Origin of the sequence: Acinetobacter boissieri, from assembly GCF_900096955.1 — a bacterium.
GTDB lineage: Bacteria > Pseudomonadota > Gammaproteobacteria > Pseudomonadales > Moraxellaceae > Acinetobacter > Acinetobacter boissieri.
The window spans coordinates 268,759-291,452 of record NZ_FMYL01000002.1; the positions used below are offsets into that span (position 1 = coordinate 268,759).

The 22,694-nt window shown below is 37.6% G+C and carries 24 protein-coding genes; 14 read left to right on the plus strand and 10 right to left on the minus strand.

All coding sequences use genetic code 11. The features are described 5' to 3' along the window. Positions 1-12: 12 nt before the first annotated feature. The 3 genes from queC to BLS38_RS03470 all read right to left on the minus strand — a co-directional run bounded on the left by queC (position 13) and on the right by BLS38_RS03470 (position 3,486). The gene (gene queC, locus BLS38_RS03460; protein ID WP_092746941.1) at positions 13-711 is read right to left on the minus strand and encodes a 7-cyano-7-deazaguanine synthase QueC; all 699 of its coding nucleotides are present in this window, start codon (positions 709-711) and stop codon (positions 13-15) included. A gap of 394 nt (positions 712-1,105) precedes the next feature. Beyond that, entirely contained in the window at positions 1,106-2,206 is a 1,101-nt protein-coding gene (gene alr, locus BLS38_RS03465) for an alanine racemase (RefSeq protein ID WP_092746942.1), read from the minus strand. 29 nt (positions 2,207-2,235) lie between these two features. Then, entirely contained in the window at positions 2,236-3,486 is a 1,251-nt protein-coding gene (locus BLS38_RS03470; RefSeq protein ID WP_092746943.1) for a D-amino acid dehydrogenase, read from the minus strand. A gap of 134 nt (positions 3,487-3,620) precedes the next feature. On the opposite strand from BLS38_RS03470, the gene BLS38_RS03475 reads away from it, so the two are divergent. From BLS38_RS03475 to BLS38_RS03485, 3 genes are all read left to right on the plus strand, one after another. Beyond that, a complete protein-coding gene (locus BLS38_RS03475) occupies positions 3,621-4,091 on the plus strand; it encodes an Lrp/AsnC ligand binding domain-containing protein (RefSeq protein ID WP_092746944.1) in 471 nt (156 codons plus the stop codon). Positions 4,092-4,480: 389 nt separating this feature from the next. Then, complete coding sequence (gene proC / locus BLS38_RS03480; protein ID WP_092746977.1) at positions 4,481-5,320, plus strand: pyrroline-5-carboxylate reductase; 840 nt, start codon at positions 4,481-4,483, stop codon at positions 5,318-5,320. A gap of 197 nt (positions 5,321-5,517) precedes the next feature. Then, on the plus strand, positions 5,518-6,744 hold the full coding sequence (locus tag BLS38_RS03485; protein WP_092746945.1) for a chloride channel protein: 1,227 nt from the start codon (positions 5,518-5,520) through the stop codon (positions 6,742-6,744). A 4-nt stretch (positions 6,745-6,748) separates the two neighbouring features. On the opposite strand, the gene BLS38_RS03490 is transcribed toward BLS38_RS03485, so the two are convergent. After that, positions 6,749-7,933, minus strand: a complete 1,185-nt coding sequence (locus BLS38_RS03490; RefSeq protein ID WP_092746946.1) for an MFS transporter — start codon at positions 7,931-7,933, stop codon at positions 6,749-6,751. A gap of 332 nt (positions 7,934-8,265) precedes the next feature. Between BLS38_RS03490 and BLS38_RS03495 the strand changes: the two genes are divergently transcribed. After that, a complete protein-coding gene (locus BLS38_RS03495) occupies positions 8,266-9,180 on the plus strand; it encodes a LysR family transcriptional regulator (RefSeq protein ID WP_092746947.1) in 915 nt (304 codons plus the stop codon). 67 nt (positions 9,181-9,247) lie between these two features. Here BLS38_RS03495 and BLS38_RS03500 read toward each other — a convergent pair whose 3' ends face one another. Further along, a complete protein-coding gene (locus BLS38_RS03500) occupies positions 9,248-9,958 on the minus strand; it encodes a glycosyltransferase family A protein (RefSeq protein ID WP_092746948.1) in 711 nt (236 codons plus the stop codon). A gap of 103 nt (positions 9,959-10,061) precedes the next feature. Further along, positions 10,062-10,514 carry a DUF441 domain-containing protein gene (locus tag BLS38_RS03505; protein WP_092746949.1) on the minus strand — a complete coding sequence of 151 codons (453 nt, stop codon included), beginning with the start codon at positions 10,512-10,514 and terminating at the stop codon, positions 10,062-10,064. Between the two features lie 133 nt (positions 10,515-10,647). Here BLS38_RS03505 and BLS38_RS03510 point away from each other — a divergent pair, with 133 nt between their 5' ends. Further along, positions 10,648-11,352, plus strand: a complete 705-nt coding sequence (locus tag BLS38_RS03510) for a pseudouridine synthase (protein WP_092746950.1) — start codon at positions 10,648-10,650, stop codon at positions 11,350-11,352. A 4-nt stretch (positions 11,353-11,356) separates the two neighbouring features. Here BLS38_RS03510 and BLS38_RS03515 read toward each other — a convergent pair whose 3' ends face one another. Then, positions 11,357-11,641: a type II toxin-antitoxin system RelB/DinJ family antitoxin gene (locus tag BLS38_RS03515; RefSeq protein WP_092746951.1), complete on the minus strand. Its 285-nt coding sequence runs from the start codon at positions 11,639-11,641 to the stop codon at positions 11,357-11,359. 96 nt (positions 11,642-11,737) lie between these two features. Beyond that, positions 11,738-12,646, minus strand: coding sequence for a pseudouridine synthase (locus BLS38_RS03520; RefSeq protein ID WP_092746952.1), 909 nt, complete (start codon positions 12,644-12,646; stop codon positions 11,738-11,740). 100 nt (positions 12,647-12,746) lie between these two features. Here BLS38_RS03520 and tsaE point away from each other — a divergent pair, with 100 nt between their 5' ends. From tsaE to hfq, 4 genes are all read left to right on the plus strand, one after another. Further along, positions 12,747-13,226: a tRNA (adenosine(37)-N6)-threonylcarbamoyltransferase complex ATPase subunit type 1 TsaE gene (gene tsaE / locus BLS38_RS03525; protein ID WP_092746953.1), complete on the plus strand. Its 480-nt coding sequence runs from the start codon at positions 12,747-12,749 to the stop codon at positions 13,224-13,226. Next, entirely contained in the window at positions 13,213-15,132 is a 1,920-nt protein-coding gene (gene mutL, locus BLS38_RS03530; RefSeq protein WP_092746954.1) for a DNA mismatch repair endonuclease MutL, read from the plus strand. Before tsaE ends, mutL begins: the two co-directional genes overlap by 14 nt. 6 nt (positions 15,133-15,138) lie before the next feature. Then, on the plus strand, positions 15,139-16,083 hold the full coding sequence (gene miaA, locus BLS38_RS03535) for a tRNA (adenosine(37)-N6)-dimethylallyltransferase MiaA (RefSeq protein ID WP_092746955.1): 945 nt from the start codon (positions 15,139-15,141) through the stop codon (positions 16,081-16,083). Between the two features lie 93 nt (positions 16,084-16,176). Next, on the plus strand, positions 16,177-16,731 hold the full coding sequence (gene hfq / locus BLS38_RS03540) for an RNA chaperone Hfq (protein ID WP_092746956.1): 555 nt from the start codon (positions 16,177-16,179) through the stop codon (positions 16,729-16,731). Between the two features lie 66 nt (positions 16,732-16,797). Here the strand turns inward: hfq and BLS38_RS03545 are convergent, their stop codons facing one another. Next, positions 16,798-17,556: a DeoR/GlpR family DNA-binding transcription regulator gene (locus tag BLS38_RS03545; RefSeq protein ID WP_092746957.1), complete on the minus strand. Its 759-nt coding sequence runs from the start codon at positions 17,554-17,556 to the stop codon at positions 16,798-16,800. Between the two features lie 73 nt (positions 17,557-17,629). Between BLS38_RS03545 and BLS38_RS03550 the strand changes: the two genes are divergently transcribed. The 5 genes from BLS38_RS03550 (at position 17,630) to BLS38_RS03570 (ending at position 22,074) form a co-directional block, all read left to right on the plus strand. Beyond that, positions 17,630-18,280: a TIGR00725 family protein gene (locus BLS38_RS03550; RefSeq protein ID WP_092746958.1), complete on the plus strand. Its 651-nt coding sequence runs from the start codon at positions 17,630-17,632 to the stop codon at positions 18,278-18,280. Positions 18,281-18,347: 67 nt separating this feature from the next. Next, positions 18,348-19,121: an ABC transporter permease gene (locus BLS38_RS03555; RefSeq protein ID WP_092746959.1), complete on the plus strand. Its 774-nt coding sequence runs from the start codon at positions 18,348-18,350 to the stop codon at positions 19,119-19,121. 4 nt (positions 19,122-19,125) lie between these two features. Further along, a complete protein-coding gene (locus BLS38_RS03560; protein WP_171258526.1) occupies positions 19,126-20,157 on the plus strand; it encodes an ABC transporter ATP-binding protein in 1,032 nt (343 codons plus the stop codon). Then, positions 20,154-21,233, plus strand: a complete 1,080-nt coding sequence (locus BLS38_RS03565) for an extracellular solute-binding protein (RefSeq protein ID WP_092746961.1) — start codon at positions 20,154-20,156, stop codon at positions 21,231-21,233. The genes BLS38_RS03560 and BLS38_RS03565 overlap by 4 nt, the downstream gene beginning before the upstream one ends. 16 nt (positions 21,234-21,249) lie before the next feature. Further along, positions 21,250-22,074, plus strand: coding sequence for an ABC transporter permease (locus BLS38_RS03570; RefSeq protein WP_092746962.1), 825 nt, complete (start codon positions 21,250-21,252; stop codon positions 22,072-22,074). 102 nt (positions 22,075-22,176) lie between these two features. Here BLS38_RS03570 and BLS38_RS13105 read toward each other — a convergent pair whose 3' ends face one another. Beyond that, on the minus strand, positions 22,177-22,458 hold the full coding sequence (locus BLS38_RS13105; RefSeq protein WP_244518150.1) for a GNAT family N-acetyltransferase: 282 nt from the start codon (positions 22,456-22,458) through the stop codon (positions 22,177-22,179). Between the last annotated feature and the right edge of the window lie 236 nt (positions 22,459-22,694).

Sequence of the window (22,694 nt, forward strand, 5' to 3'; positions counted from 1 at the left end):
ACTCAATGAATACTAGGTCGTCTTATTTGCTATAAACGCGTCAAATCCATTTTTTCTGAGCTCACATGCTGGGCAAGCATTACAACCGTATCCCCATGGGTATAAATGTGTGCGGTCACCATTGTAGCAAGTATGTGTTTCTGTAATTACGTAATCTACAGCACTTTGACTGCCTAGAGACTGGGTCATAGCCCAAGTTTCACATTTATCAATCCACATGAGTGGTGTGTGAATTACTAACTTTTTATCTAGTCCTAGACTGAGAGCAACTTGAAGTGCTTTCATCGTATTGTCTCTGCAGTCTGGATAACCAGAAAAGTCTGTTTCACATACGCCTGTGACAATATGTTCAATGTCATGCTTATAAGCCACAGTACTTGCAACATTTAAGAAAATTAAGTTACGACCAGGTACAAATGTATTTGGGTACTTTTCAGTTTGTTCAATATTGACTTCGTGAGTAAGAGACGTTGTATTAACTTGCGATAAGAAATCTAAATTAAAAATATGATCTAATTTTAATTTGTTTTTCCATGTTGGTTTTAGAGATTCTATAGATTGTAAAATTTGGCTACGGCATTGCATTTCAACATGGTGTTTTTGTCCATACTCAAAACCCACCGTATACACTTCATCAAAATTCTCAAGTGCCCACATTAAACATGTGGTTGAATCTTGCCCTCCAGAAAACAAAACTAATGCTCTATTCATACTTAATCGCCTAATTTTAGTATATAAATGGGTAGTTTGAATGCTATGTTGTATGTAACAGGCATACAAAAACAGTGCCTAATATGCACAATATGTATTGAAACAAATAGATTGGTAGCAAAATAGTATATCTTTGACCGTATGTAAAACAAATATTGAGCTTTTGAGCTCTTAGTTGATTGAATAAAAATTTAGCTACGATTAGTAACATATAAGTGCTAGGCATTTATATGTTTTTATGGGATGATGGCTATATACATATATAAAGCGAAGTAAAAACGCTTTATCACAGTTTTGTCCAAATTTGGACTGCCATGCGTCGTTTATACGAACGTGGTTTTTTATTGAAAAATAGAAATAGGGCTGATTTAGCCCTATTTTTTGTTTTTGGGGTTTAATCGGCGAGCTTAAGTTGTACACGTGTAGTTACTGCACACATCAGCTCATAGCCTAAAGTGCCTGAAGCCGCTGCTACTTCATCGATGGGCAGTATTGTGCCATATTGAGATTTCCCCCAAAGTACTACTTCAGCGCCAATTTCCGCATTGGTTTGTGTTAAATCAACCGCTAACATGTCCATGCTTACTCGGCCAATGAGCACTGTGCGTTCGCCATTGACTAAGATAGGCGTACCCGTTGGTGAAATACGTTGATAACCATCTGCATAACCACAAGCAACAATACCGATTTTCATAGGTTGCTTGGCAATAAATTTCGATCCATAACCAACACTTTCATTTGTATCAATGTGTTGTACGGCAATAATTTCACTACGTAAACTCATTGTTGGTTCTAGCCCCCAATCTGTGGCAGTATGGGTAGGGTAGTCGGGTGAGCTGCCATAGAGTGCAATACCTGCTCGTACAAAATCTGAAGGGATATTGTGGTGGCGTAACATGGCTGCACTATTGCTGACGGATTGTTTTCCTGGCAAATCACTGATTGTACGTTGAAAGTTTTGATATTGCTCGTCAGTGCCATTTTTTCCAAAACGGTCACCATCTGCATCTGAAAAGTGCATCATGTGATGCAGTTTTTCTACACAATTGAGTTGTTTTAACGTGTGCCAAGCGGACGAGTAAGCTGTAGGTTTAAAACCTAAGCGATTCATACCGCTGTTCATTTTTAGAAATACTTCAAATTTTGCTTCACCTTGATAAGATTTTAACCATTCAATTTGATGAAAGCCATGGATTGCAAAGCTCAAATGATATTGTACGCATATGTTTAAATCTGCCTCTTGGAATAGACCCTCTAGCAATAAAATTTGACCTTGGTGCCCTAATGTTCTTAAGCGTACAGCTTCGTTTAAATCGAGTAAGGCAAAACCATCTGCATCTTTAAAGCAATCATATACATTGTCAATATCATGACCATAGGCATTGGCTTTGACAACTGTGAGTAATCTTTGTGTATTGCCTGTATGTTTTCGTGCAATAGCAAGATTATTTTTCAATGCACTTTTATGAATAATGGCCTGAATAGGGCGTGGCATTTTCAACTTCCTGTATAATAAGTACGAGCTTACATGTAACGCTGTAAAGATAAGCCATCAGTGCTAATGTCTGGCGTTTGATTGAGCACCAAATCACTGATGAGTTTTCCTGAGCCACAAGCCATGGTCCAACCGAGTGTGCCGTGCCCTGTATTTAAAAACAAGTTATTGTACCGTGTTGCACCAATAATTGGCGTACTGTCAGGCGTCATTGGGCGTAGACCTGTCCAAAAAGTAGCTTCAGTGGTGTTGCCACCCGGAAATAAATCATTGGTAACCATTTCTAAAGTAGCTCGGCGTTTTTGTTTGAGGCTTAAATCAAAACCACTCAGCTCTGCCATACCGCCAACACGAATACGATCATCAAAACGTGTGATGGCAATTTTATAACTTTCATCAAGTACTGTTGATTCTGGTGCTCGTGTTGCATTTGTAATTGGAACGGTTAGTGAATAGCCTTTAACAGGATAAACAGGAATATCTAGATTTAATGGTTTTAAAAAGTCACGGCTATAGCTACCAAAAGCTAATACATAGCGGTCGGCAGTGTGTACAACACCATCGACTAGAACACCTTTAATTTCATTACCTTCAATAACCAACTGTTGTACATTTTGATTAAATTTGAACTCAACACCTTGTTGCTCGGCAAGTTTGGCTAAAGCATTGGTAAACATATGGCAATCGCCGGTTTCATCATTGGGTAAGTGTAACCCACCCACCAATTTATCTTTTGCAAAGCTTAAAGCGGGTTCTACATGTTCTAAATCATTGCTGTAAAGGAGTTGATGGGGCACACCACATTGTTTGAGTACAGCAATATCACGTTGCACGGCTTCAAGTTGAGATTCTTTACGAAAGACTTGTAGTGTCCCTTTTGAGCGGTGTTCATAGGCAATATTTGTATCACTGCGTAATTCACGTAAGCAATCACGGCTATATTCAGCCACACGAGTCATACGCTCTTTATTAATTGCATAGCTTTTAGGGTTACAATTTTTGAGCATTTGTGCCATCCACTGCAATTGCCATGCACTACCATCGAGGCTGATTGCAAGTGGTGCATGTTGTTGAAACATCCACTTCATCGCTTTGATTGGAATACCGGGCGCAGCCCACGGAGTTGAATATCCCGGAGAAATTTGGCCTGCATTGGCAAAACTGGTTTCTTTTGCAGGATTGGGTTGTCTATCAAAGACCGTCACTTGTGCACCACTTTTTGATAAATAGTAAGCACTGGTTGTACCAATTACACCGCTACCAAGAACAATCACGTGCATGAGGATTTCCTGCAAAATTTATAAGTGAATTTACCTAGTATATTGCTATTTTAAGAGTGAATTTTGCTATTTTTAATGCTTTAATAGTCAATATTCAATATATTTTCACGTCAAACTAGGTAAAATGAGTAAAAATGCGTAAGTTAGATCGAATTGATTATCAAATTTTAGATATACTGCAAAAACAAGGTCGTATTGCGATTAGTGAGTTGGCATTACAAGTTAATTTATCTACGACACCTTGTTCTGAACGTGTGAAACGGTTAGAGCGAGAAGGTGTGATTACAGGTTATCATGCTCGGCTTAATCCTGCTTATGTAGATCGTAATCTATTGGTTTTTTTGGAAATAAAACTTTCTGCTAAATCTGGGGATGTGTTTGATCATGTGGCTAGAAACTTATCTGATATTCCAGAAGTGCTAGAGTGTCATTTAATTTCAGGGGAATTTGATTATTTGGTCAAAGCTCGACTAAAGGAAATGGGTGTTTACCGTAGACTTTTAGCAGATATTTTAAAAAAATTGCCCGCATCGGCGTCATCACATAGTTATATTGTCATGGAAGAAATTAAAGAAACTTTGTATTTAGATTTAAAGCAATCTTAGCTAATTTCTGATTTATTTTACCTTGAAGTGAGAGGGATGTGATCATATTCGAGTGCTACAAGTGAAGATCTATGAGTTTATGATTATATTTATTTAAAAGAAAAACAGTCTGATGGTTAGATTGCAAAAGTATCTAAAAAATAACATACAGTAAATCAATGGATGTTATTTACATTTGATTGCGTATTTAAAGATACAAACCTCTTTAAGTCATATTAAAAATGTAATGTTGCATAATTATTGCGAATGAAATAGATCATATGGACAGTAATAATGCATGGAGGTAGCCTATTTGGGTCACAGGCTATTTAAAGAAATGTAATCTGTTGATTTATTTATTCATCTTTTTATGTAAGATTAAAGCATACTAAATATTTGGGAGTGGGATGATGATGCAACGTAAGATTGCTTTTATTGGTGGTGGAAATATGGCCGCTGCGATTATTTCTGGGCTGATTGCATCAGGCTATGAAAAAAGTTTAATTACAGTATCTGCACCGAGTGAAGCAACACGCACACGCTTTAGCGATCAAATTGGTGTCTTAGCAACGGCAGATAATGTAGATGCCGCGTCTAAAGCAGATGTTGTGGTACTTGCGGTAAAACCGCAGCTAATGAGAGAAGTCTGTGAAGGTTTAAAAGGTATTTCAAATATAGATCAAAAGCTATTTTTAACGATTGCAGCTGGAACAGCTGTACAACTGTACCGAGATATTTTAAGTCCAAATTTAAAAATTATTCGTATTATGCCTAATACACCGTCACTCGTGGGTGAGGGTGTCAGTGGTTTATTTGCAGATGATGCAATCACTGTACAAGATAAATCATTTACAACAGATTTAATGTCTGCTGTTGGGAAAGTGGTTTGGGTTGATAAGGAAAGTGAAATTAACCATGTAATTGCCATTGCAGGGAGTGCGCCCGGATACCTATTTTTATTTTTAGAGGCTATGCAAGATAAAGCAATGGCTTTGGGTTTTGATTCAGCTCAAGCCCGTGAGCTGATTTTACAAACAGCGAAAGGTGTTGTTGCTTTAGCACAACACGAGCAAGATTTAGGCTTTAATCAGCTAAGAGCGAATGTAACCTCAAAAGGAGGTACAACTTTTGAAGCGCTGAACGTTTTTGATAAAAATGGTTTAAAAGCAACTGTAGATGAAGCCATGCAAGCCGCGATTGATCGTGCTCAAAGCATGGAAACAGAGTTTTCAAAAGCAAAGAAATCATAAAAATTTTATATGTAGTATTTTCTCAAAATGAGACATCATTTACGATGTCTCATTTTGAAATAGGTAGTGCTACAATCATCAAATCTGGTGAAAATTACGTTTAGATAACGTATAGGTCATCGTTCAATGTGTGTATAATAAAATGTAATATTAATAAAGATTGGTCACATGGTTATCATGTGCCAGTAATCATAGCCATGAAAATCTTTCCATCTTCTGAATATCATCAAATTATAAAATATACTGGGTATTGGTTGTGTGCATCTATTGCAATCGGACTAATTTCTGGCTTAGCTTCAACACTTATTTTTAGTTGTTTTGATATTGCCAATAAAGTCCGTGCTCTGTATCCAGCTTTAATTTATTTTTTGCCTTTCGTTGGACTATTTATTGGTTATCTGTTTTATCGCTTTGGTACGCCTATTGAAAAAGGCACCCATTTGTTGATTGACGAAATTCACGAGCCTAAATCATTTATTCCAAAACGAATGAGCCCACTTATTTTCTTTAGTGCGATTTTGACGCAGTTGTTTGGTGGGTCTGCAGGTAGAGAAGCGCCTGCTGTACAACTGTCAGGAGCACTTACAGACCATATTGCACAAGTATTACGAGTATCAAGAGATCATCGTAAGATTTTTCTTATGGCAAGTATTGGCTCTGGTTTTGCAGGTATTTTTGGCTTGCCTCTAGCAGGAGCTATGTATGGACTAGAAATTACAGCATTGGGTAATTTGCGTTACTCTGCCGTTTTTCCTTGTTTTATTTCCTCTTTAATTGCAGCAAAAATTCCAGAGGCTTTTGATATTGTACACCCCCACGTATTTTATGTGGTCAGTAGCTATCCTGACATTAATTTAAAAATACTTTTAAGTTTAATTGTTGCAGGCTTGATTTTTGGAGTCGCTGCACGGTTATTTATTGCGTCAATTCATTATGCAAGTGTAGGCTTCAAAAAAGTGATTCCATTTATGCCATTTAGAGCAATGGTTGGTGGTATTGTTTTAATGTTACTTACTCTCTGGGTGGGTTCACAAGAGTTTAATGGTTTGGGTGTAAATAAAGTGATTGCAGCTTTTTATGTACCTTTACCTGTAACAGATTTCTTGAATAAAACCTTATTTACTGCATTAACATTGGGGTCTGGCTTTAAAGGTGGAGAAATTACACCATTATTTTTTGTTGGTGCAACACTTGGTAATGCACTCGGTGGCTTCTTACCTTTGCCATTGTCATTATTGGCGGCGATGGGTTTGGTTGGTATATTTTCAGGTGCAAGTAAAGCCCCAATCACCTCTTTAATTTTGGCCGTAGAATTATTTGGTACATCAAGTATTGTTTATGCAACGATCATTTGTTTACTTGCATATTTATTTTCAGGAAACTGTGGGTTATATCGTACACAGAAACCCACAGCGGATGATTAGCTTTTTAATGAATACGGGTGCGTTTTTCTACTTTTAGCGCAATTAAAAAAATAATTAATCCACCTAAAGTTAAGACAATCGCAATCCAAATGGGCGATAGCCAACCTAAGTTTTTGTTCAGGGCCCAACCACCTAAAAATGCTCCAAGTGCGTTTGCAAAGTTAAGTGCTGAATGGTTGAGTGTTGCTGCTAAAGATTGAGCATTTCCGGCCACATCCATTAAACGTGTTTGGAGTGTAGTCGCAAGGCCCATCACACTAATACCAATTAAAAATAGTGCCAATACAGCGGTATATATGTTGCCCATCATCATTAATGCAATACAAAATGATAAAGTAGAACAAATTAAAATACCTATGGTTGTTTTGGTCAGATTCTTGTCTGCAAAATATCCGCTAACAAAGTTACTGCAAACCATACCGATGCCCCAAATGGCCAATACCACAGGAATAAGGTCATTTCTCAGGTGGGTATAATTGAGTAAAATGGGTGAAATATAGCTATAAACCGCAAATATGCCACCAAAACCAATTGCACCTACAGCAAGCGTAAGCCACATGTTTATATTTTTGAGACCACGTAGTTCTTCTAAAATGCTTTCATTGTCTTTAATCGCAATATTAGGTACGAAAAATAAAATAGCAGCAATCGTGATGAACGCTACAGTACCAGAAAAACCAAAGCCTGCTTGCCAACCGAAGTTTTGACCAATCCAAGTGGCTAAAGGCACACCAATCACGTTGGCAACAGTTAAACCCAGCATCATTCGTGCTACAGCTGTAGCACGACGTTTTGGCCCAGCCAGTTCTGCCGCCACTAAGGCAGCTATGCCAAAGTAGGCACCATGAGGTAAGCCTGCAACAAAACGAGAGAGCAAAATAATATCGTAACTGTGTACAAATGCTGTAGTAATGTTAGCAAGGCCATAAAATAACATTAGTGCAATAAGGAATTTCTTTTTTGGAATTCTTGCACCCAATATAGCAAAAACAGGTGCTCCAACAAGTACACCTAATGCATAGGCACTAATTAAATGGCCTGCGCTGGGTATAGAAATATTGAGGTTGCTTGCAATCTCTTGAAGTAATCCCATTGCTGCAAATTCAGTGGTACCAATGCAAAAGCCACCAATAGCGAGTGAAAGTAAAGCAAAAAATAAAGAGTGATTGGACTGATTTTGTGTATTCATATGATTATTTTAAAAAAATAGTTATTTCCATTCTACAAGAAAAAATAACCTGCTTTGAACTCTAGTGTGCTGTTATTCACATAAAGATAAAATAAAACATGGACTGTATCCGATTTGGTCTAGTGTTTATTGGTTTTATAAGCTTTACACTCATTTTTACATATGGCTATTTTTTATAGTGTATATGGTTAAATAAATCTATGAAGTTTACTGCTCCGATATGGCGAAAGTTATATGCGACAATAGGCATATCATTATGAAATATGTACAAGGTGATTAAAATTCATTATATTTATGATATAGTGAATTTTATTAAGTGAAATATAGTGACTATGTTAGAAATTCGTCATCTAAAAACATTATTGGCTTTAAGAGAGCATGGGTCACTCGTTGCTGCTGCTGGTGATTTATGTTTAACCCCATCTGCGATCTCACACCAATTGAAAGAGTTAGACCATTGGTATGGTGTTGAAGTGGTGAATCGCCGTAGTCGGCCGGTACAATTTTCTAGTGTTGGACAGCGTTTGCTTAAATTGGCTGATGACATTTTACCGCAAATTCATCTCACACACAGTGATATAACACGAATTATACATGGCCAAACTGGGCGTATTATTTTTGCCTCTGAGTGTCATAGCTGTTTTGATTGGTTAATGCCCTTATTGAATCAATATCGGCACCAGTATCCAGATGTAGATCTAGATTTTGCACCAGCATTTGAGTCTAATCCACATGAATTATTACAAAATGGTGAGTTTGATGTACTGATTACAGCAGATCCTATAGAGCTTAAAGGCATTGAATATTTTGCAATATTTGAGTACGAGTCTCGTTTAGTACTTTCAAATACACATGCTTTGGTTCGTGCTCAACAGATTGCTGTACAAGACTTGGCCAATGAAACATTAGTCACCTATCCTGTAGATAAACACCGTTTAGATATTATGTCACATTTATTTATCCCTGCAAAAATACAGCCGAAAAGTGTGCGTACGACAGATTTGACGCAAATGTTAATTCAATTGGTTGCAAGTGGGCGTGGTATAGCCGCATTACCTGATTGGGTAGTTAATGAGTACGAGCAAAAGGGTTGGGTCACTAGTCGACGTTTAACGTGTGTTTCACCGCAAGGATTACGCCGTACTTTATATGCAGGTTATCGTACAGAAGGTAAAGACAAAAGTTACTTTGAAGGCTTTTTAAAACAACTAGAAAAGTTTTCAAAAAAGCGTGTGCAATATTATTAAGCATTTAATAGCAAGAATAGCACTTAACACATGCCATATTTTTTTATATTCTAAAGCCACATTGGCGCTATTGTATTTTTTTTACTTCAACTTGCTTTAAATATTCGTCAAAGCGAATGAAGTGTTTCTTTTCAGTGCAATATACACGTGCGTGAGGTGGAGTGGGTTTGTCAAATTGTGCATAATGCGCCGCATAGTCAGTTGTATAGTTAACGCTTGGTGTAGTAATATGGGTTCTCATAATATCTGTTTTGACTAACATATCCCAAAGAATGCGGTCACCATAGAGTGATTGTGCCTTGGGTTTAAAAAGCCATAAACGTAGTAAAGAAAATACTTCCTTTCTAAAAAAATAGCAGTTCGTATCAACAAAATCTTTACCATTAGAGTGTGTGCATGTACCTAAGCGTTGTTGTGGTGCAATATATAATGTTCTAGCCACTGTAATAACAGGTGAATTACCGTAGTTTTCATAGGTCCAAACAATATTACTGATATGTTCATCATCGTACCAGTTGTCTGCATCTAAAAAGCAAATTGCATCAAAATCTAAAGCAGAGGCAATTGCAGCACCAACTCCCCTTGGAGTATCACCATAATCTGCAGTATTTGGTATAGTCATATGTTGGCACTCCCACGTATTAATTTCTTGGTGTGGGAAGCCATCTGCAATAAGAAAGTGTACGATATTATCTTGCTGTTTTAATACGCTGTTATGACAGCGTTTAATCATCTCGATACTTTCGCTAAAATATGGGGTAATGACAGCAATTTTCATATGATTAATCTTTAATGTTATACAGAAAGTATAAGGAGTTTTACCCATCTTAGGTGAAGCGTTGTTTAAAATGATAAGCGGTATACACCTTATTGTAGATGCGCTAAGACTGATATATAAACAAAGATAAAATGCCTGCTGCGATGAGTGGACCAACAGGTACGCCTTTTAAAAGTGCTACACCTGCAATGGTACCAATCAATAGCCCTGCAACAACATCTGGTTGTGCACTCATGAGGCGAACACCGCGTGCTCCAAGCCAAGCAACGATTAAACCAATCACAATGGCTAAAATTGATTTATAGCTGGCAAAAGATTTAAGAAGCGTTTCTCCTGCAATGGTACCGCTTGCAATTGGGGCTAAAACACCTATGGTAAGTATGGTGACACCTAAACTTAAAGCATGGTTTTGAATGAATGGAAAATATTGAGACAGCGGTGTAATACGCACAATAATTAAGATGACACTTGCAATGGTGACCGACGAATTTTGGCTCATCACACCACAGGCCAAGAGAATAAAAAGTGCGGTGAGATTGATATCAATAGAAGCCATATGCGAAATTAAGTCGTTGTTTTACGACATTGTAGCCTGTTTTATCTGTATTGCTGATATATAAGTCATAAAAAGTTCATAAAATCACAACCTTTTAGTAAACTGTAGTTTATACATGGTTTAGGTTAGTCAAATGCGTTTAGATAAATTGTTAATTTCCCAAGGTTTTGGCCCAAGAAAAGAATGCCAATTTTTAATTGAGCTTGGTGCTGTTTCTGTGCATGGTGAAGTCTGTAAAAGTATTAAACAGCATGTAGATCCTAAAGGACTTGAATATTCGGTGAATGATACGGTGTACCAGTACCGTGAAAATGTGTACTTGGCACTCAATAAACCACAAGGCTATGAGTGTTCACACCGACCAGACTATCATTTAAGTGTATTTGATTTAGTGCCTGAGTTACTTATTAACCGTGGCTTACAAGCAGTTGGACGCTTAGATCAAGATACAACAGGACTTATTTTATTTACAGATGATGGCAAGTGGTTGCATGGATTAACTCATCCGAAAAAACATATTGCAAAAAGATATTTAGTGACAACAAAAGACCCAATAGATGCCACACAGATTGAACAGTTAGCAGAAGGCGTTGCACTGCGTAATGAAATTGGTCTATATAAAGCCACAGATCTAGTACAGGTTGATGAGTACACTTTACAGCTCACGATTCATCAGGGTATTTATCATCAGGTAAAGCGTATGATTGCAGCAACAGGGAATGCAGTAGATACGTTGCATCGAAGTCAAATCGGGGAGTGGGTTTTGCCTGAAACTTTGGCAGAAGGCGAGTGGCAGTATTTAGAGGCCTCTGACTTATTAAAACTACAGCATCAATAAATATTTACGGATTATCTTTGTTGTTGAGTAGTGCTTGGAGCGTTTGTAAAAACTCATCATCATTCATGTTGTGTTGTTCGTAAGCAGTGTTGGTCTTTTTATTTTTGAGTGAGTCTAGGTTGATATTCTGATTTTCAATAGAAAATGGAATCGATTTAGTAATAACGACTTGCTTAAAAAAAAGACGCACGGCTTGCGCAGGCGTAATCCCCAATTGTTTGAATACGGCAAATGCTTGCTTTTTTTCTTGTGAGTCTAAACGCACTTGATAGACTTCAGTTTTTCTCATGACGCTAAGCCAATTCATTGTAAATTAATATGCATTTATTTTAGCTAAAATTTAAGCAATTACAATATCTATACGCACTATTTTGTCATTACATTGTTATGGCAATGTCAGGCTTTGGCGAGAAAAAAACTGCATATTTTGTTTTGTGATTGGATCTGTAAAGGCCAACATGTATGCAAGCAATTGCAAAGGCTGGCGAAAGTCGTGTTCTTCCTTGTGCGTGACGAGAGGATAAAACGGGTCATACAGAATTGGAATATCTAAAGCATTCAAATGTACACGCAGTTGATGCTGTTTACCTGAACTGGGTTTGAGTAGGTATTTTGCATAGTTTTGGTTATGCATGAGGCACTCAATCATTGTTTCACTATTTACGGGTAAGTGTGGGTCAATACACATGGTATAAAAGGGTTCTCCCTTTTTCATATGGCACTGAAATTGATATGGAAAAGATAATCTTGATGTATATTGTGCAATCGCATGGTAATGCTTGGTAACTTTACGATCTGCAAATAGTTGTTGGTATGCAGCACGGTTTGTTGGCTTTTTAGAAAACATGATTAAACCGGCTGTTTCACGATCTAGGCGATGAATGGGGCTTAAATCTTCAATACCAGTCTGTTGTTTTAAACGAACTAAAAGTGTTTGTTGTACATAACGCCCTGTAGGGCTGACTGTTAAAAAGTGCGGTTTGTCGACTACAAGAATATCGTTATTTTCAAAAATAATGTGGTGTGGAAACGGTACGTTTACTTCATGCGCTAAAAAACGATAATAAAAAATATGTTGCTGAGCTTGATATGGCGTGAATGTATTTATAGGCATTAAATATTGATCAAAGACCAAGCCATCATCACAGCGTTTTTGCCATTCACTTGCGTGAATATGTTGAAAATGTGCACATAAAAACTCAAAAATGGTCTTATAGTTGGTATGTGATGGCAGTACAACACAACTGGCACTGACGCCGTGTATCATGGGTGGTTTAAGGTCGTGAGCTGACATAAATGAGGTGCTATAGTGTAGGCAAATAAACGGTGAATAGTAGGTTTTCAAGTGTTGCAATGTTATCATGCTAAGGTATTTTTTTCTATGATTTAAGACTATGTTACACAGCCTCACTTTAGATGTTTTATCTATACAAGACACTCAGCGTTATGCAGATACGTTAGCCAGTTGTTTTACTGAAGGGGTCGTGTATTTAATTGGTGATTTAGGGGCGGGTAAAACCACCTTTACACGTTACTTTTTAGAGTCTTTTGGGCATGAAGGGGCGGTGAAAAGCCCGACATATACCATTGTTGAACCATATCATATTGATGGTCGTAATATCTTCCATTTCGACTTATATCGTTTAGATGATCCGTATGAGCTTGAACTCATGGGTATTCGTGATTATTTAGAAGAAGATCATGCTTTATTTTTATTTGAGTGGCCATCGAAAGGTGATGGTGAAATTCCAATGGCGGACATTACTTTACGCATTGAAAAAACAGAAGACGAGCAGGCCCGTAAATTTACCTTTGAAAGTGATTCTAAACGATTAATTGAGTTAATACAGGAACATCTGAATGCAAAACGCTAATCTACAGCGAATTGAAACGTTAGATGCGGCCTTAGCCAATCAAATTGCTGCAGGTGAGGTCATTGAACGCCCCTCATCTGTGGTGAAAGAGTTACTCGAAAATGCGATTGATGCAGGGGCAAACTCGCTCATTATTCGAGTGGCACAAGGTGGTAGCACACTCATTGAGATTATAGATAACGGTGTTGGTATTCATGCCGATGATCTAGCACTTGCTGTGATGCGTCATGCTACAAGTAAAATAAAAACGCCTGATGATTTGCATGCGATTGCCAGTTTAGGTTTTCGTGGGGAAGCTTTAGCGTCTATCGCTGCAGTTTCTCGTTTAAGCCTTACAAGTAGCCAAGATGACTCAGGTGTGGGCTATCAGCTTGAAATTAATGGTACTGCATTTAATCACCAACAGGTGAGAGCCTGTGCGTGTGATCGTGGTACACATATTCGTGTACAAGATTTATTTTTTAATGTCCCTGCACGGCGTAAATTTTTAAAAAAACCATCCACTGAGTTTATACATATAGAAGAGGTAGTACGCCGTTTAGCCCTGACGTATTTTGATGTGCGTTTTATGCTTGAGCATAATGATCAAATTAAGCTTAATTTACCCAAAGCAACCAGTGGCGCATTGCGATTACAGCGTGTACAGAAACTTTTAGGGAAGGCTTTTGCAGACAACGCATATTGGGTTGATGCAGAAATGACAGGAATACGTTTGAGTGGTTGGTTAGGTCACCCCTCAGATGCACGCCCTCAAGCCGATTTACAATATGTATATGTGAACGGTCGTATTGTGAAAGATAAAACCATTTCTCATGCACTACGTATGGCGTATGACGGTATTTTGCATGGACATCAGTATGCAGGGTATTTGTTGTTTTTAGAAGTTGAGCCAGACACTGTAGATGTTAATGTTCACCCGACAAAGCACGAAGTGCGCTTTTTAAATCAAAGAAGTGTGCATGAGTTTGTACGTCATACTGCAAAAGAGGTTTTGGCACAATTTCAAACCGCGATTGCTGATTTAAGCCAAGCTGTTAAAGCACCTATCGTGCATCAAACAATGATGCCCCAGCCTAGACTACAAGAGACGCTTGGTTTACATCAACAGCCAGTTAAACAAACACCTCTACAAGGCTCAATATCGCATGAAAGTAATGATGGATTAACAACAACATTCAATCAAGCGCAAGTTAAGTCTTCGGTAAACTATGGTCGGCCGACAAGTGTACCTTCTGGGCCACATTTTCAAAATGCTTTGCAGTCATATTTGGCGCCATTACGTGACGCTGAACAGATTGAAACAGCGCAAACTAAAGATGAACACCCTTTAGGTATCGCAATTGCTCAGTTACATGGTATTTATATTTTGGCACAAAATACCGAAGGCTTAATTATTGTAGATATGCATGCTGCACATGAGCGAATTGTTTTTGAACAAATGAAAGCGAGCTGGGACAATACCGAGTTTTGGGCATCGCAGCAGCTGTTAATTCCTAAAATAATTAGCCTAAGCGTATCTCAAATTGAAAAATTTGAACAACGTAAAGCACAATTTGAAAAATTCGGTTTAGAGCTTGATTTATATGGTCAACATGAACTGATTGTACGTGGTGTACCTGCAATTTTACATCAAGCAGATTTAACGCATTTGGTATCTGAATTACTCAATGACTTAGACCCAAATGACCAAGCTTTAGGCTTGCTGCAAAAACGAGATCAAATTTTAGCAGGCATGGCGTGTCATGGTGCGGTGCGTGCGCATCGGCAATTGAGTTTACCCGAAATGAATGCGTTATTACGTCAAATGGAACAGACGGCATTTGCAAGCCAGTGTAATCATGGCAGACCAACATGGCGTGCTTTTCCACTATCACAGTTAGATAAATTATTTGCTCGAGGAGAGTAGTGATTCATGAGCAATACCTTACCTGTCATTAATTTAATGGGACCAACTGCTAGTGGTAAAACTGCACTGGCTTGTGAGCTATATGAACAAGGTGGCTTTGAGTTGATTTCAGTAGACTCAGCTTTAGTATATAAAGATATGAATATTGGAACAGCAAAACCATCTGTAGAAGAGCAACAGCAGTATCCACATCACTTAATTGATTTAATTACGCCGTTAGAAGTCTATTCTGCGGCTGAGTTTGTTATAGATGCAAAACGTGTTATAGATCAAACGCACGCACAGGGTAAAGTACCTATTTTAGTGGGCGGTACAATGCTGTATTTTAAGGCATTGCTTGAGGGCTTATCTGACCATTTACCGAGTGCAGATCAGAGTGTACGTGATGAAATATTAAAGCAGGCAGAGCTGCATGGCTGGCAATCTGTACATGAAGAGTTGCAACGGGTTGATATTGATGCAGCTGAAAAGTTTTCTGTTTCAGATAAGCAAAGAATGATTCGTGCATTAGAGGTGTATCGTTTAACAGGGCGTTCAATTACACAAATACAAAGAGAACAACCTAAATCACTACCATATCATTACAATTTTCATAATTATGCTTTAGTCCCAGATCGGCTAAAATTACATCAGTCAATTGAGCAAAGACTCAATAAAATGTGGGATATCGGTTTTTTAAGTGAAGTAAAATATTTAACAAGTAAATATGATCTTACAGCCGAAACACCCTCCATGCGGGCAGTGGGTTATCGCCAAGCACTTGAGTTCTTACTCAATGAAGAACAAAAAGATGCAAATACTAAAAATATGGAGGACAAAGCACTCTTTGCAACCAGACAACTTGCGAAAAGACAATTCACTTGGTTACGTTCTTTAGGTGAAAAACATCGAATTGTAACGTTTTTATCTATAAAACAAGCACAAGAACACTTGCGAAACTGTTACAGATAACGCAAAATCTGCAAACTGTCTTTTTTATAAATTTTTAAAAAACTAAAGCCAGTTTTGCGCTAGTTTCATTTTTATTTTTTTGGAGTAAATAACATGTCTAAAGGCCAGACCTTACAAGATCCTTTCTTAAACTCTTTGCGCAAAGAGCGTATTCCAGTATCTATTTTCTTGGTAAATGGCATCAAGCTACAAGGCCACATTGAGTCATTTGACCAATACGTTGTACTTTTAAAGAATACTGTCAGCCAAATGGTTTATAAACACGCGATTTCTACAGTTGTACCAGCAAGAAACCCTCGTCCAGCAGGTGCTCCTGCAACTGGTACAACGCAAGGTGCAAACTTTAATCCGAACAGCCAAAGCAGTTTTGGTGGTGGTAGTAACCAAGGTGGTTTCGCTGGCGGTAACCAAGGTGGCTTCGGTGGTGGACATCAAGGCGGTTTTGGTGGTGGGCACCAAGGTGGCTTCGGTGGCGGTAACCAAGGTGGCTTCGGTGGCGGTAACCAAGGTGGCTTCGGTGGTGGTAACCAAGGTGGCTTCGGTGGTGGTTTTAACCAAGGCAACTTCAGCGCAGCACCTCAAAGCAATAACTTTGAAGCTGAGCAAAAATTTGAAGATAATCAAGACGAAGATAAAAACAACCGTTAATCGTTCTTGTGTAGGATTATTTTATAATCTGAAAACCCTAGTGTTTTAGAATGCTAGGGTATTTTTTTATGCCACAATGAGCTTAACTCGATTTGCCTTAAGCATTTGTGTGTATGCCGGTTCGGGTTGTTGGTCTGTAATCAAATAGTCGAAGTCTGTAATAGATGCAACAATTTTTACGCCTGTTTTTCTAAATTTATCAGAACTTAAAAGTAAAATTCGCGTGGTTGATGCCCGCATCATTGATTTTTTTACTTCTACTTTTTCTAAATCAAAATCGAGTACGTTGCCAGTAAGATCTAAACCCGATGCAGATACAATACTCATATCTGCGATGTAAGTTTTAATTTGACGGTAAGTTTCATCTCCTGTTACAGCACCATCACTACCACGAATAATGCCTCCCAAAACAATTACTGTGTGTTTATCTTGTTTTGCTAAAATAAGTGCAGCTGATAAATTGTGGGTAATGACTTGTTTGTTGCTGAGCTTATTCATTTCATAAGCAACTTGGTCACAGGTTGTGCCTGTATCTAAAAAAACACTTTCTATTGATTTTATTTTTTCTAGTAAATATTGAGCAATTTGGCTTTTTTCTTTCACCATATAAGATGATTTGAAGGTATGCCCTAAGCGTACATCATTGCTATGAATCAGACTCACACCACCATGAAAACGTTGTAGTAGGTTGTCATTGCATAGTTTTGTAATATCTCTACGAATGGTGGGTTGTGAGCATTCCAACTGTACTGCTAATTGCTCAATAGAGGTATAGCCATTTTTTTTAACAATTTCGAGTAGTTGGTGTTGTCTAATTTTAGACATAGTTTTCCTTAAAATGTCATAATGATCTTTTATGATCAAATTTAATCATACTTTATGAATTATATATGATCTTATGCATAAAATAATCTCAAATTTAAAATTTACAGTATGTACAGATAGCCATATCTTGTACTGTAATCAACGTTCTACACAGATTAGACTCATTTCATTACACAATCATTTAATAGATGCTTTAACACAATGCCATGATACAAAACAGTGTCTGATTTTATTAAAACAATATGCGCAATACTTACAGATTGCACCTGTTGGGGTGATTGGTCCTAAAGAGGCGTCTGAGCAAGAGTATATTTTTGCTGAAAAACTAGGTGAGTGTTTGGCTGATATTGGTTTGCCCGTGATTTGTGGTGGCCGTAATGGCGTGATGGAAGCCGTATGTAAAGGAGTATATCAAAAGGGGGGTACAAGTATTGGTTTAATTCCAACAGACCATATTTTTGATGCAAATAAGTATGTAAAACAAATTGTTACTACAAATATGGGGCCAACAAGAAACTCTTTGATCGCATTGTCTGCTTTTAGTTTAATTGCTGTTGGTGGTGGTATGGGCACATTAAGTGAAATAGCTTATGGCCTACATTACGGTAAGCCTGTGTTTGCAACATCGACTGCACCTGTTGTTCAAGGTGTGGTGGTGAGTGATAAGATTGATGAGATTTTGTCGGCAGTAGTTGCAGTATTATTAAATTTTTATGACCAATAATATATTTCATTGTTTTGTCATGTTTTAAAAATATGATCATAAACAATCATTTTAAATCTTTGTGATCATGAAAAAAGTCACCTATTTGTATTTAATCTATTTGTTATTGCCAATTATTTTATTAATAGTTGGCTCTTTTGGGCAAGGTTGGACAAATAGCTTACTCCCAACAGGTTTTACTACGCAGTGGTATCTCGAAATTTGGGAATCTACATCCTATAAACGTGCGCTAATCACCAGTTTAATTGTCTGTATCTGTGTATGTTTACTCAACTTTATCATGATTACACCGTTGGTTTATCAGCTACACATGAGTGAAAATAAGCGAATACAGCGTATTACACGTACTTTAGCTTTATTGCCAATTGCTGTACCTGAATTGATTTTAGCTTTTGGATTTATTTTAGTTTTTAGTCAAGAAGTAACGCCTTGGTTAGGTACAACGTGGTTACTTATACTTGGGCACTGGGCGATTACATTTCCATATTTTTATTTTACTGTGACTGCTGAAATTTCTCGTTCACCTTTGGTGTCTTTAGATCAGGTTGCGCAGTCATTTGGTGCAAATGGATTAACACGGTTCAGAACAATATTCCTACCGTTGGCATCAAAGTCAATTTTTTCAGGTTTAGTGACAGTTGCTGCAATTTCATTGGGTGAGTTCCAACTCAGCAACTTTATTGCAGGCTTTATGAACCGAACGTATCCAACTTTATTGCTACAAGCATTTTATGGTGCAACAGGTTTGGCCTGTGCGGCAACAGTCATTTTACTGTGTATGGCGACCAGTATGTCGTTATTGTCAAGTTGGCAGCCTTGGACTAAAAGAAAGGGTTTTTAATCTCATGATAGAGTTTCGTTCAGTATCTTTTACTTATCCGAACAGTGGCGCTGGTGTTGATAATATTTCTTTATCGGTTGCAACAGGCGAAATTGTTGCGGTATTGGGGCAAAGTGGTTGTGGTAAAACGACTTTACTTAAATTATTAGCGGGTTTTGAGCAGCCTAATACCGGTGAAATTTGGATTAACCATAAGAATCAGCATCATCTTTCATGTGCTGAGCGTAAATTGGGCATTGTTTTTCAAGATTATGCATTATTTCCACATTATACCGTGGCACAAAACATTGCCTACCCTTTAAAAATTAATCGTATAAAAGACATTCAAACCAAAGTTCAAGACATGATTGATTTGGTTGGCTTGGCGGGTATGGAAGAGAAGTATCCAAGTCAGTTGTCGGGTGGTCAAAAACAACGTGTTGCATTGGCACGGGCTTTAATTTTTGAACCACAAGCTTTGTTACTTGATGAGCCTTTATCTGCTTTAGATGCATCACTTAGAGAAGAGATGCGAACAGAGATTAAACGTATTCAAAAAGCACTTAATATTACGACATTTTTAATTACACATGATCAAGAAGAAGCCATGACTATGGCCGATCAAGTTGCTGTCATGGGTAAAGGGAAAATTCAACAGTCTGCATCACCGCAAGATATTTATCATCGACCAAACTCGTTAGCAGTTGCTCAGTTTGTGGGTAAAGCAAATGTATGGATTGGTACGGTACTTACGCAAGACACTGTGAAAACTGCGTTAGGAGTTTTAAGCATTACAGCAACATCTTTGGCAGTGGGCTCAAAAGTCAATGTGATGGTTAGACCTGAAAAAATTATTATTAATCCATCTGTCAGTGAAGTAAATGTGATTGATATAAATAAAGTGGTCAGTTCTCAATTTTTAGGTGGTTTTAATGAGTATGTCGTTGAAAGTCAAGGTGAAGTAGTCAAAGTACATACGGCTTTTCCTTGTGATCAATTACAGCGTATTTCAATCCCTGCATATGCAATACATCTTATTATGGAAAATTCATTATGAAATCAACACTGTTAAATACAATGCTTGGTGCTGTACTGTTTATGTCAGCAGCATCTACTTTTGCAAATCCTTTGGAAGGGGGAGAGTTATACCCAAACGAACAGCAACAGTATGAGAAAGCCAAAAAAGAAGGCATGGTGGTGTCTTTTGATACTGGGCCAACTTGGGCAAATTGGAGTAGTTTATTTACTGATTTCAAAAAGCGCTATCCTGGCGTTGAAATTGTTTATAATGACTTAGGCTCAGCTGCAACTGTCGTGGCTTTGGAAAAATCAAAGCATCGCCCGCAGGCAGATACAGCATATTATTTTGGTGCATCTGCAATTGATGCAGCTAAGAAAAATTTAGTGGCCTCTTATAAACCTGTAAATTTTGATAAAGTTCCGCAAGTATTTAAAGAGGGCAATGGCCAATGGTTTACTGTTCATTCGCTAACGGTTGCAATTTTAGTCAACAAAAAACTCGTTAAAAATGTACCTGAGTCATGGGCCGATTTACAAAAACCTGAATATAAAAATAGTATTGTGTATCAAGACCCTCGTACGACAGGCCAAGGTCAAGTGGTCGTGCTGACTGCCAACTTGAGTCAGGGCGGTACAATGAAAAATATTAACCCAGGCGTTGAGTATTTTGGTAAATTGCAAAAATCGGGCAATATTTTACGTGTTGTAGGTACAACGCCATATGCACAGTTTTTAAAGGGCGAGATTCCAATTTGGATTGGTTATGAAAATGACGGTCTAAAAGCCATGAATAAAGATGGTATGGGTGATCACGTGGCTGTTGTGATTCCAAAAGAAGTATCTTTGGCCGCACCTTATGCGATGTCTTTAGTTAAAAATGCCCCGAACCCTGAGGCGGCAAAACTATGGGCCAACTACGTAATGTCATCAAAAGGGCAAGCGTTATTTGCTGAAGGTTTTGTTCGTCCTGTGGTTACAAGTACGCCATTACCTGAGAGTGTGAAAGATAAGCTTAAACCAGCTTCTCAAATTAAACCACTCGATTTAAATGCAGCGGCAGAGATTAAACCTGAGTTAGATAAGCGTTGGGCTTCTGCAGTCCTTTCACAATAAATTTAAGGAGACCATTGTGAGTTTTAAAAAAATATTTAATGGTTGGTTGGCAATTGTGCCTGTACTGGTGTGTTATTTGTTTTTTTTCATTGCTCCAGTGGTCTTTGTTTTTTATGAACCGTTGCAAGCACCTGTTGCAACGTTTAACCGAATGTTATCAGACAGCTATTTATTAAGTAGTATTACGGGCAGTATTGTGCTCTCAGTGATGGCTTCTTTTGCATCGCTTGTAGTTGCTTTGTTTATTTCATTTCATTTAAGCCGTTGTTCTGATACTACGAGACAGTTTTTTAGCATACTGATTTCTTTACCATTGGTCTTTAGTGGATTAATTGTGGCTTATGGCTTTATATTGGTCTTTGGTCGTGCAGGTTTTGTTACGCAGTTACTAGGCCAAGTGGGTTTTTCAGATCAGTATATTGGTAATATTATTTTTACCCCAATCGGTTTGGGCATGGCGTATTGTTATTACCTGATTCCAAGAGCAGTATTTATTTTATTGCCTGTATTTCAAAGCTTTGACTGGCGTCAGATTGATGTATCTAAAAGCTTTGGTGCAACGACATTACAAAGTTATCGTTTTATTTTGTTTCCTCAAGTATTACCTGCAATGATTACCTCTTTATGTGTGATGTGTTCTGTGGCTCTAGGGGCGTATGGCACAGCTTTAGCACTGTCAGGGACCCAACTGAATATTTTACCTTTAGTACTGTATAGTAAAATTTCAGATGGTGGCACGGACTTTCCGGTGGTGGGTATGTTGTCTATCGTTTTAATTGCGTTATGCTTAACATTTACATTTATTTCAGATTATTTAACACGTAAGTATGATTATAAATAATTCTTTGAATTGCAAAATTTAACTAACCTATTACTCCTAATATGATTTACATAATAATGTCGTTTTTCACCCCATATTTAAATATGAGGTGATTCAAGTTTTTTAATAAGGAAATTCAAAGAACATAGTCTGGTTTTGTTCAATGAAACCCATACGTTTATACAGTGTTTGGGCTGCTAGGTTGTCTAAGCCAGTTTCTAGTGCTAAATATTTAGCTTGGGTTATTTGGCCCCATTCAATGGCTTTTGTCATGAGATGTTCAGCAATACCTTGTCTACGGTGATCTTTATCTACATATAAGTCATTTAAAATCCAAGCTTTACTGATAGATACAGATGAAAATGTTGGATAAAGCTGAATAAAGCTGAATAAAGCCAACGACACAGTTTTCTTGGTTTTTTACAATAAAGATTTTTGAATCTTTTAAGCTAATTCTATCTTGTATAAATTGACGAGCTAAAGAGATATTAGAATCTTGATGATAAAATATTCTATAGGCATTAAAAGTTTCGGCCAATGAGTTAATATAGCTAAATATGAAAGCAATCATTACAGTAGATTTTAAATAAATCATGTGTGTCTAGCACTCTAAAATTATTACGAATCGCTTTAACTCGTGA

Excerpts from the sequence above, each read along its gene's own strand:
- BLS38_RS03520 (WP_092746952.1), bottom strand. The coding sequence starts at position 12,646 with ATGTCAGCTCACGACCTTAAACCACCCATGATACACGGCGTCAGTGCC.
- BLS38_RS03475 (WP_092746944.1), top strand. The coding sequence starts at position 3,621 with ATGCGTAAGTTAGATCGAATTGATTATCAAATTTTAGATATACTGCAA.
- alr (WP_092746942.1), bottom strand. The coding sequence starts at position 2,206 with ATGCCACGCCCTATTCAGGCCATTATTCATAAAAGTGCATTGAAAAAT.
- BLS38_RS03550 (WP_092746958.1), top strand. The coding sequence starts at position 17,630 with ATGCATAAAATAATCTCAAATTTAAAATTTACAGTATGTACAGATAGC.
- BLS38_RS03485 (WP_092746945.1), top strand. The coding sequence starts at position 5,518 with ATGAAAATCTTTCCATCTTCTGAATATCATCAAATTATAAAATATACT.
- BLS38_RS03565 (WP_092746961.1), top strand. The coding sequence starts at position 20,154 with ATGAAATCAACACTGTTAAATACAATGCTTGGTGCTGTACTGTTTATG.
- BLS38_RS03510 (WP_092746950.1), top strand. The coding sequence starts at position 10,648 with ATGCGTTTAGATAAATTGTTAATTTCCCAAGGTTTTGGCCCAAGAAAA.
- BLS38_RS03495 (WP_092746947.1), top strand. The coding sequence starts at position 8,266 with ATGTTAGAAATTCGTCATCTAAAAACATTATTGGCTTTAAGAGAGCAT.
- hfq (WP_092746956.1), top strand. The coding sequence starts at position 16,177 with ATGTCTAAAGGCCAGACCTTACAAGATCCTTTCTTAAACTCTTTGCGC.
- BLS38_RS03470 (WP_092746943.1), bottom strand. The coding sequence starts at position 3,486 with ATGCACGTGATTGTTCTTGGTAGCGGTGTAATTGGTACAACCAGTGCT.
- miaA (WP_092746955.1), top strand. The coding sequence starts at position 15,139 with ATGAGCAATACCTTACCTGTCATTAATTTAATGGGACCAACTGCTAGT.
- proC (WP_092746977.1), top strand. The coding sequence starts at position 4,481 with ATGATGCAACGTAAGATTGCTTTTATTGGTGGTGGAAATATGGCCGCT.
- queC (WP_092746941.1), bottom strand. The coding sequence starts at position 711 with ATGAATAGAGCATTAGTTTTGTTTTCTGGAGGGCAAGATTCAACCACA.
- BLS38_RS03560 (WP_171258526.1), top strand. The coding sequence starts at position 19,126 with ATGATAGAGTTTCGTTCAGTATCTTTTACTTATCCGAACAGTGGCGCT.
- tsaE (WP_092746953.1), top strand. The coding sequence starts at position 12,747 with ATGTTACACAGCCTCACTTTAGATGTTTTATCTATACAAGACACTCAG.
- BLS38_RS03490 (WP_092746946.1), bottom strand. The coding sequence starts at position 7,933 with ATGAATACACAAAATCAGTCCAATCACTCTTTATTTTTTGCTTTACTT.
- BLS38_RS03505 (WP_092746949.1), bottom strand. The coding sequence starts at position 10,514 with ATGGCTTCTATTGATATCAATCTCACCGCACTTTTTATTCTCTTGGCC.
- mutL (WP_092746954.1), top strand. The coding sequence starts at position 13,213 with ATGCAAAACGCTAATCTACAGCGAATTGAAACGTTAGATGCGGCCTTA.
- BLS38_RS03500 (WP_092746948.1), bottom strand. The coding sequence starts at position 9,958 with ATGAAAATTGCTGTCATTACCCCATATTTTAGCGAAAGTATCGAGATG.
- BLS38_RS03555 (WP_092746959.1), top strand. The coding sequence starts at position 18,348 with ATGAAAAAAGTCACCTATTTGTATTTAATCTATTTGTTATTGCCAATT.
- BLS38_RS03515 (WP_092746951.1), bottom strand. The coding sequence starts at position 11,641 with ATGAGAAAAACTGAAGTCTATCAAGTGCGTTTAGACTCACAAGAAAAA.
- BLS38_RS03545 (WP_092746957.1), bottom strand. The coding sequence starts at position 17,556 with ATGTCTAAAATTAGACAACACCAACTACTCGAAATTGTTAAAAAAAAT.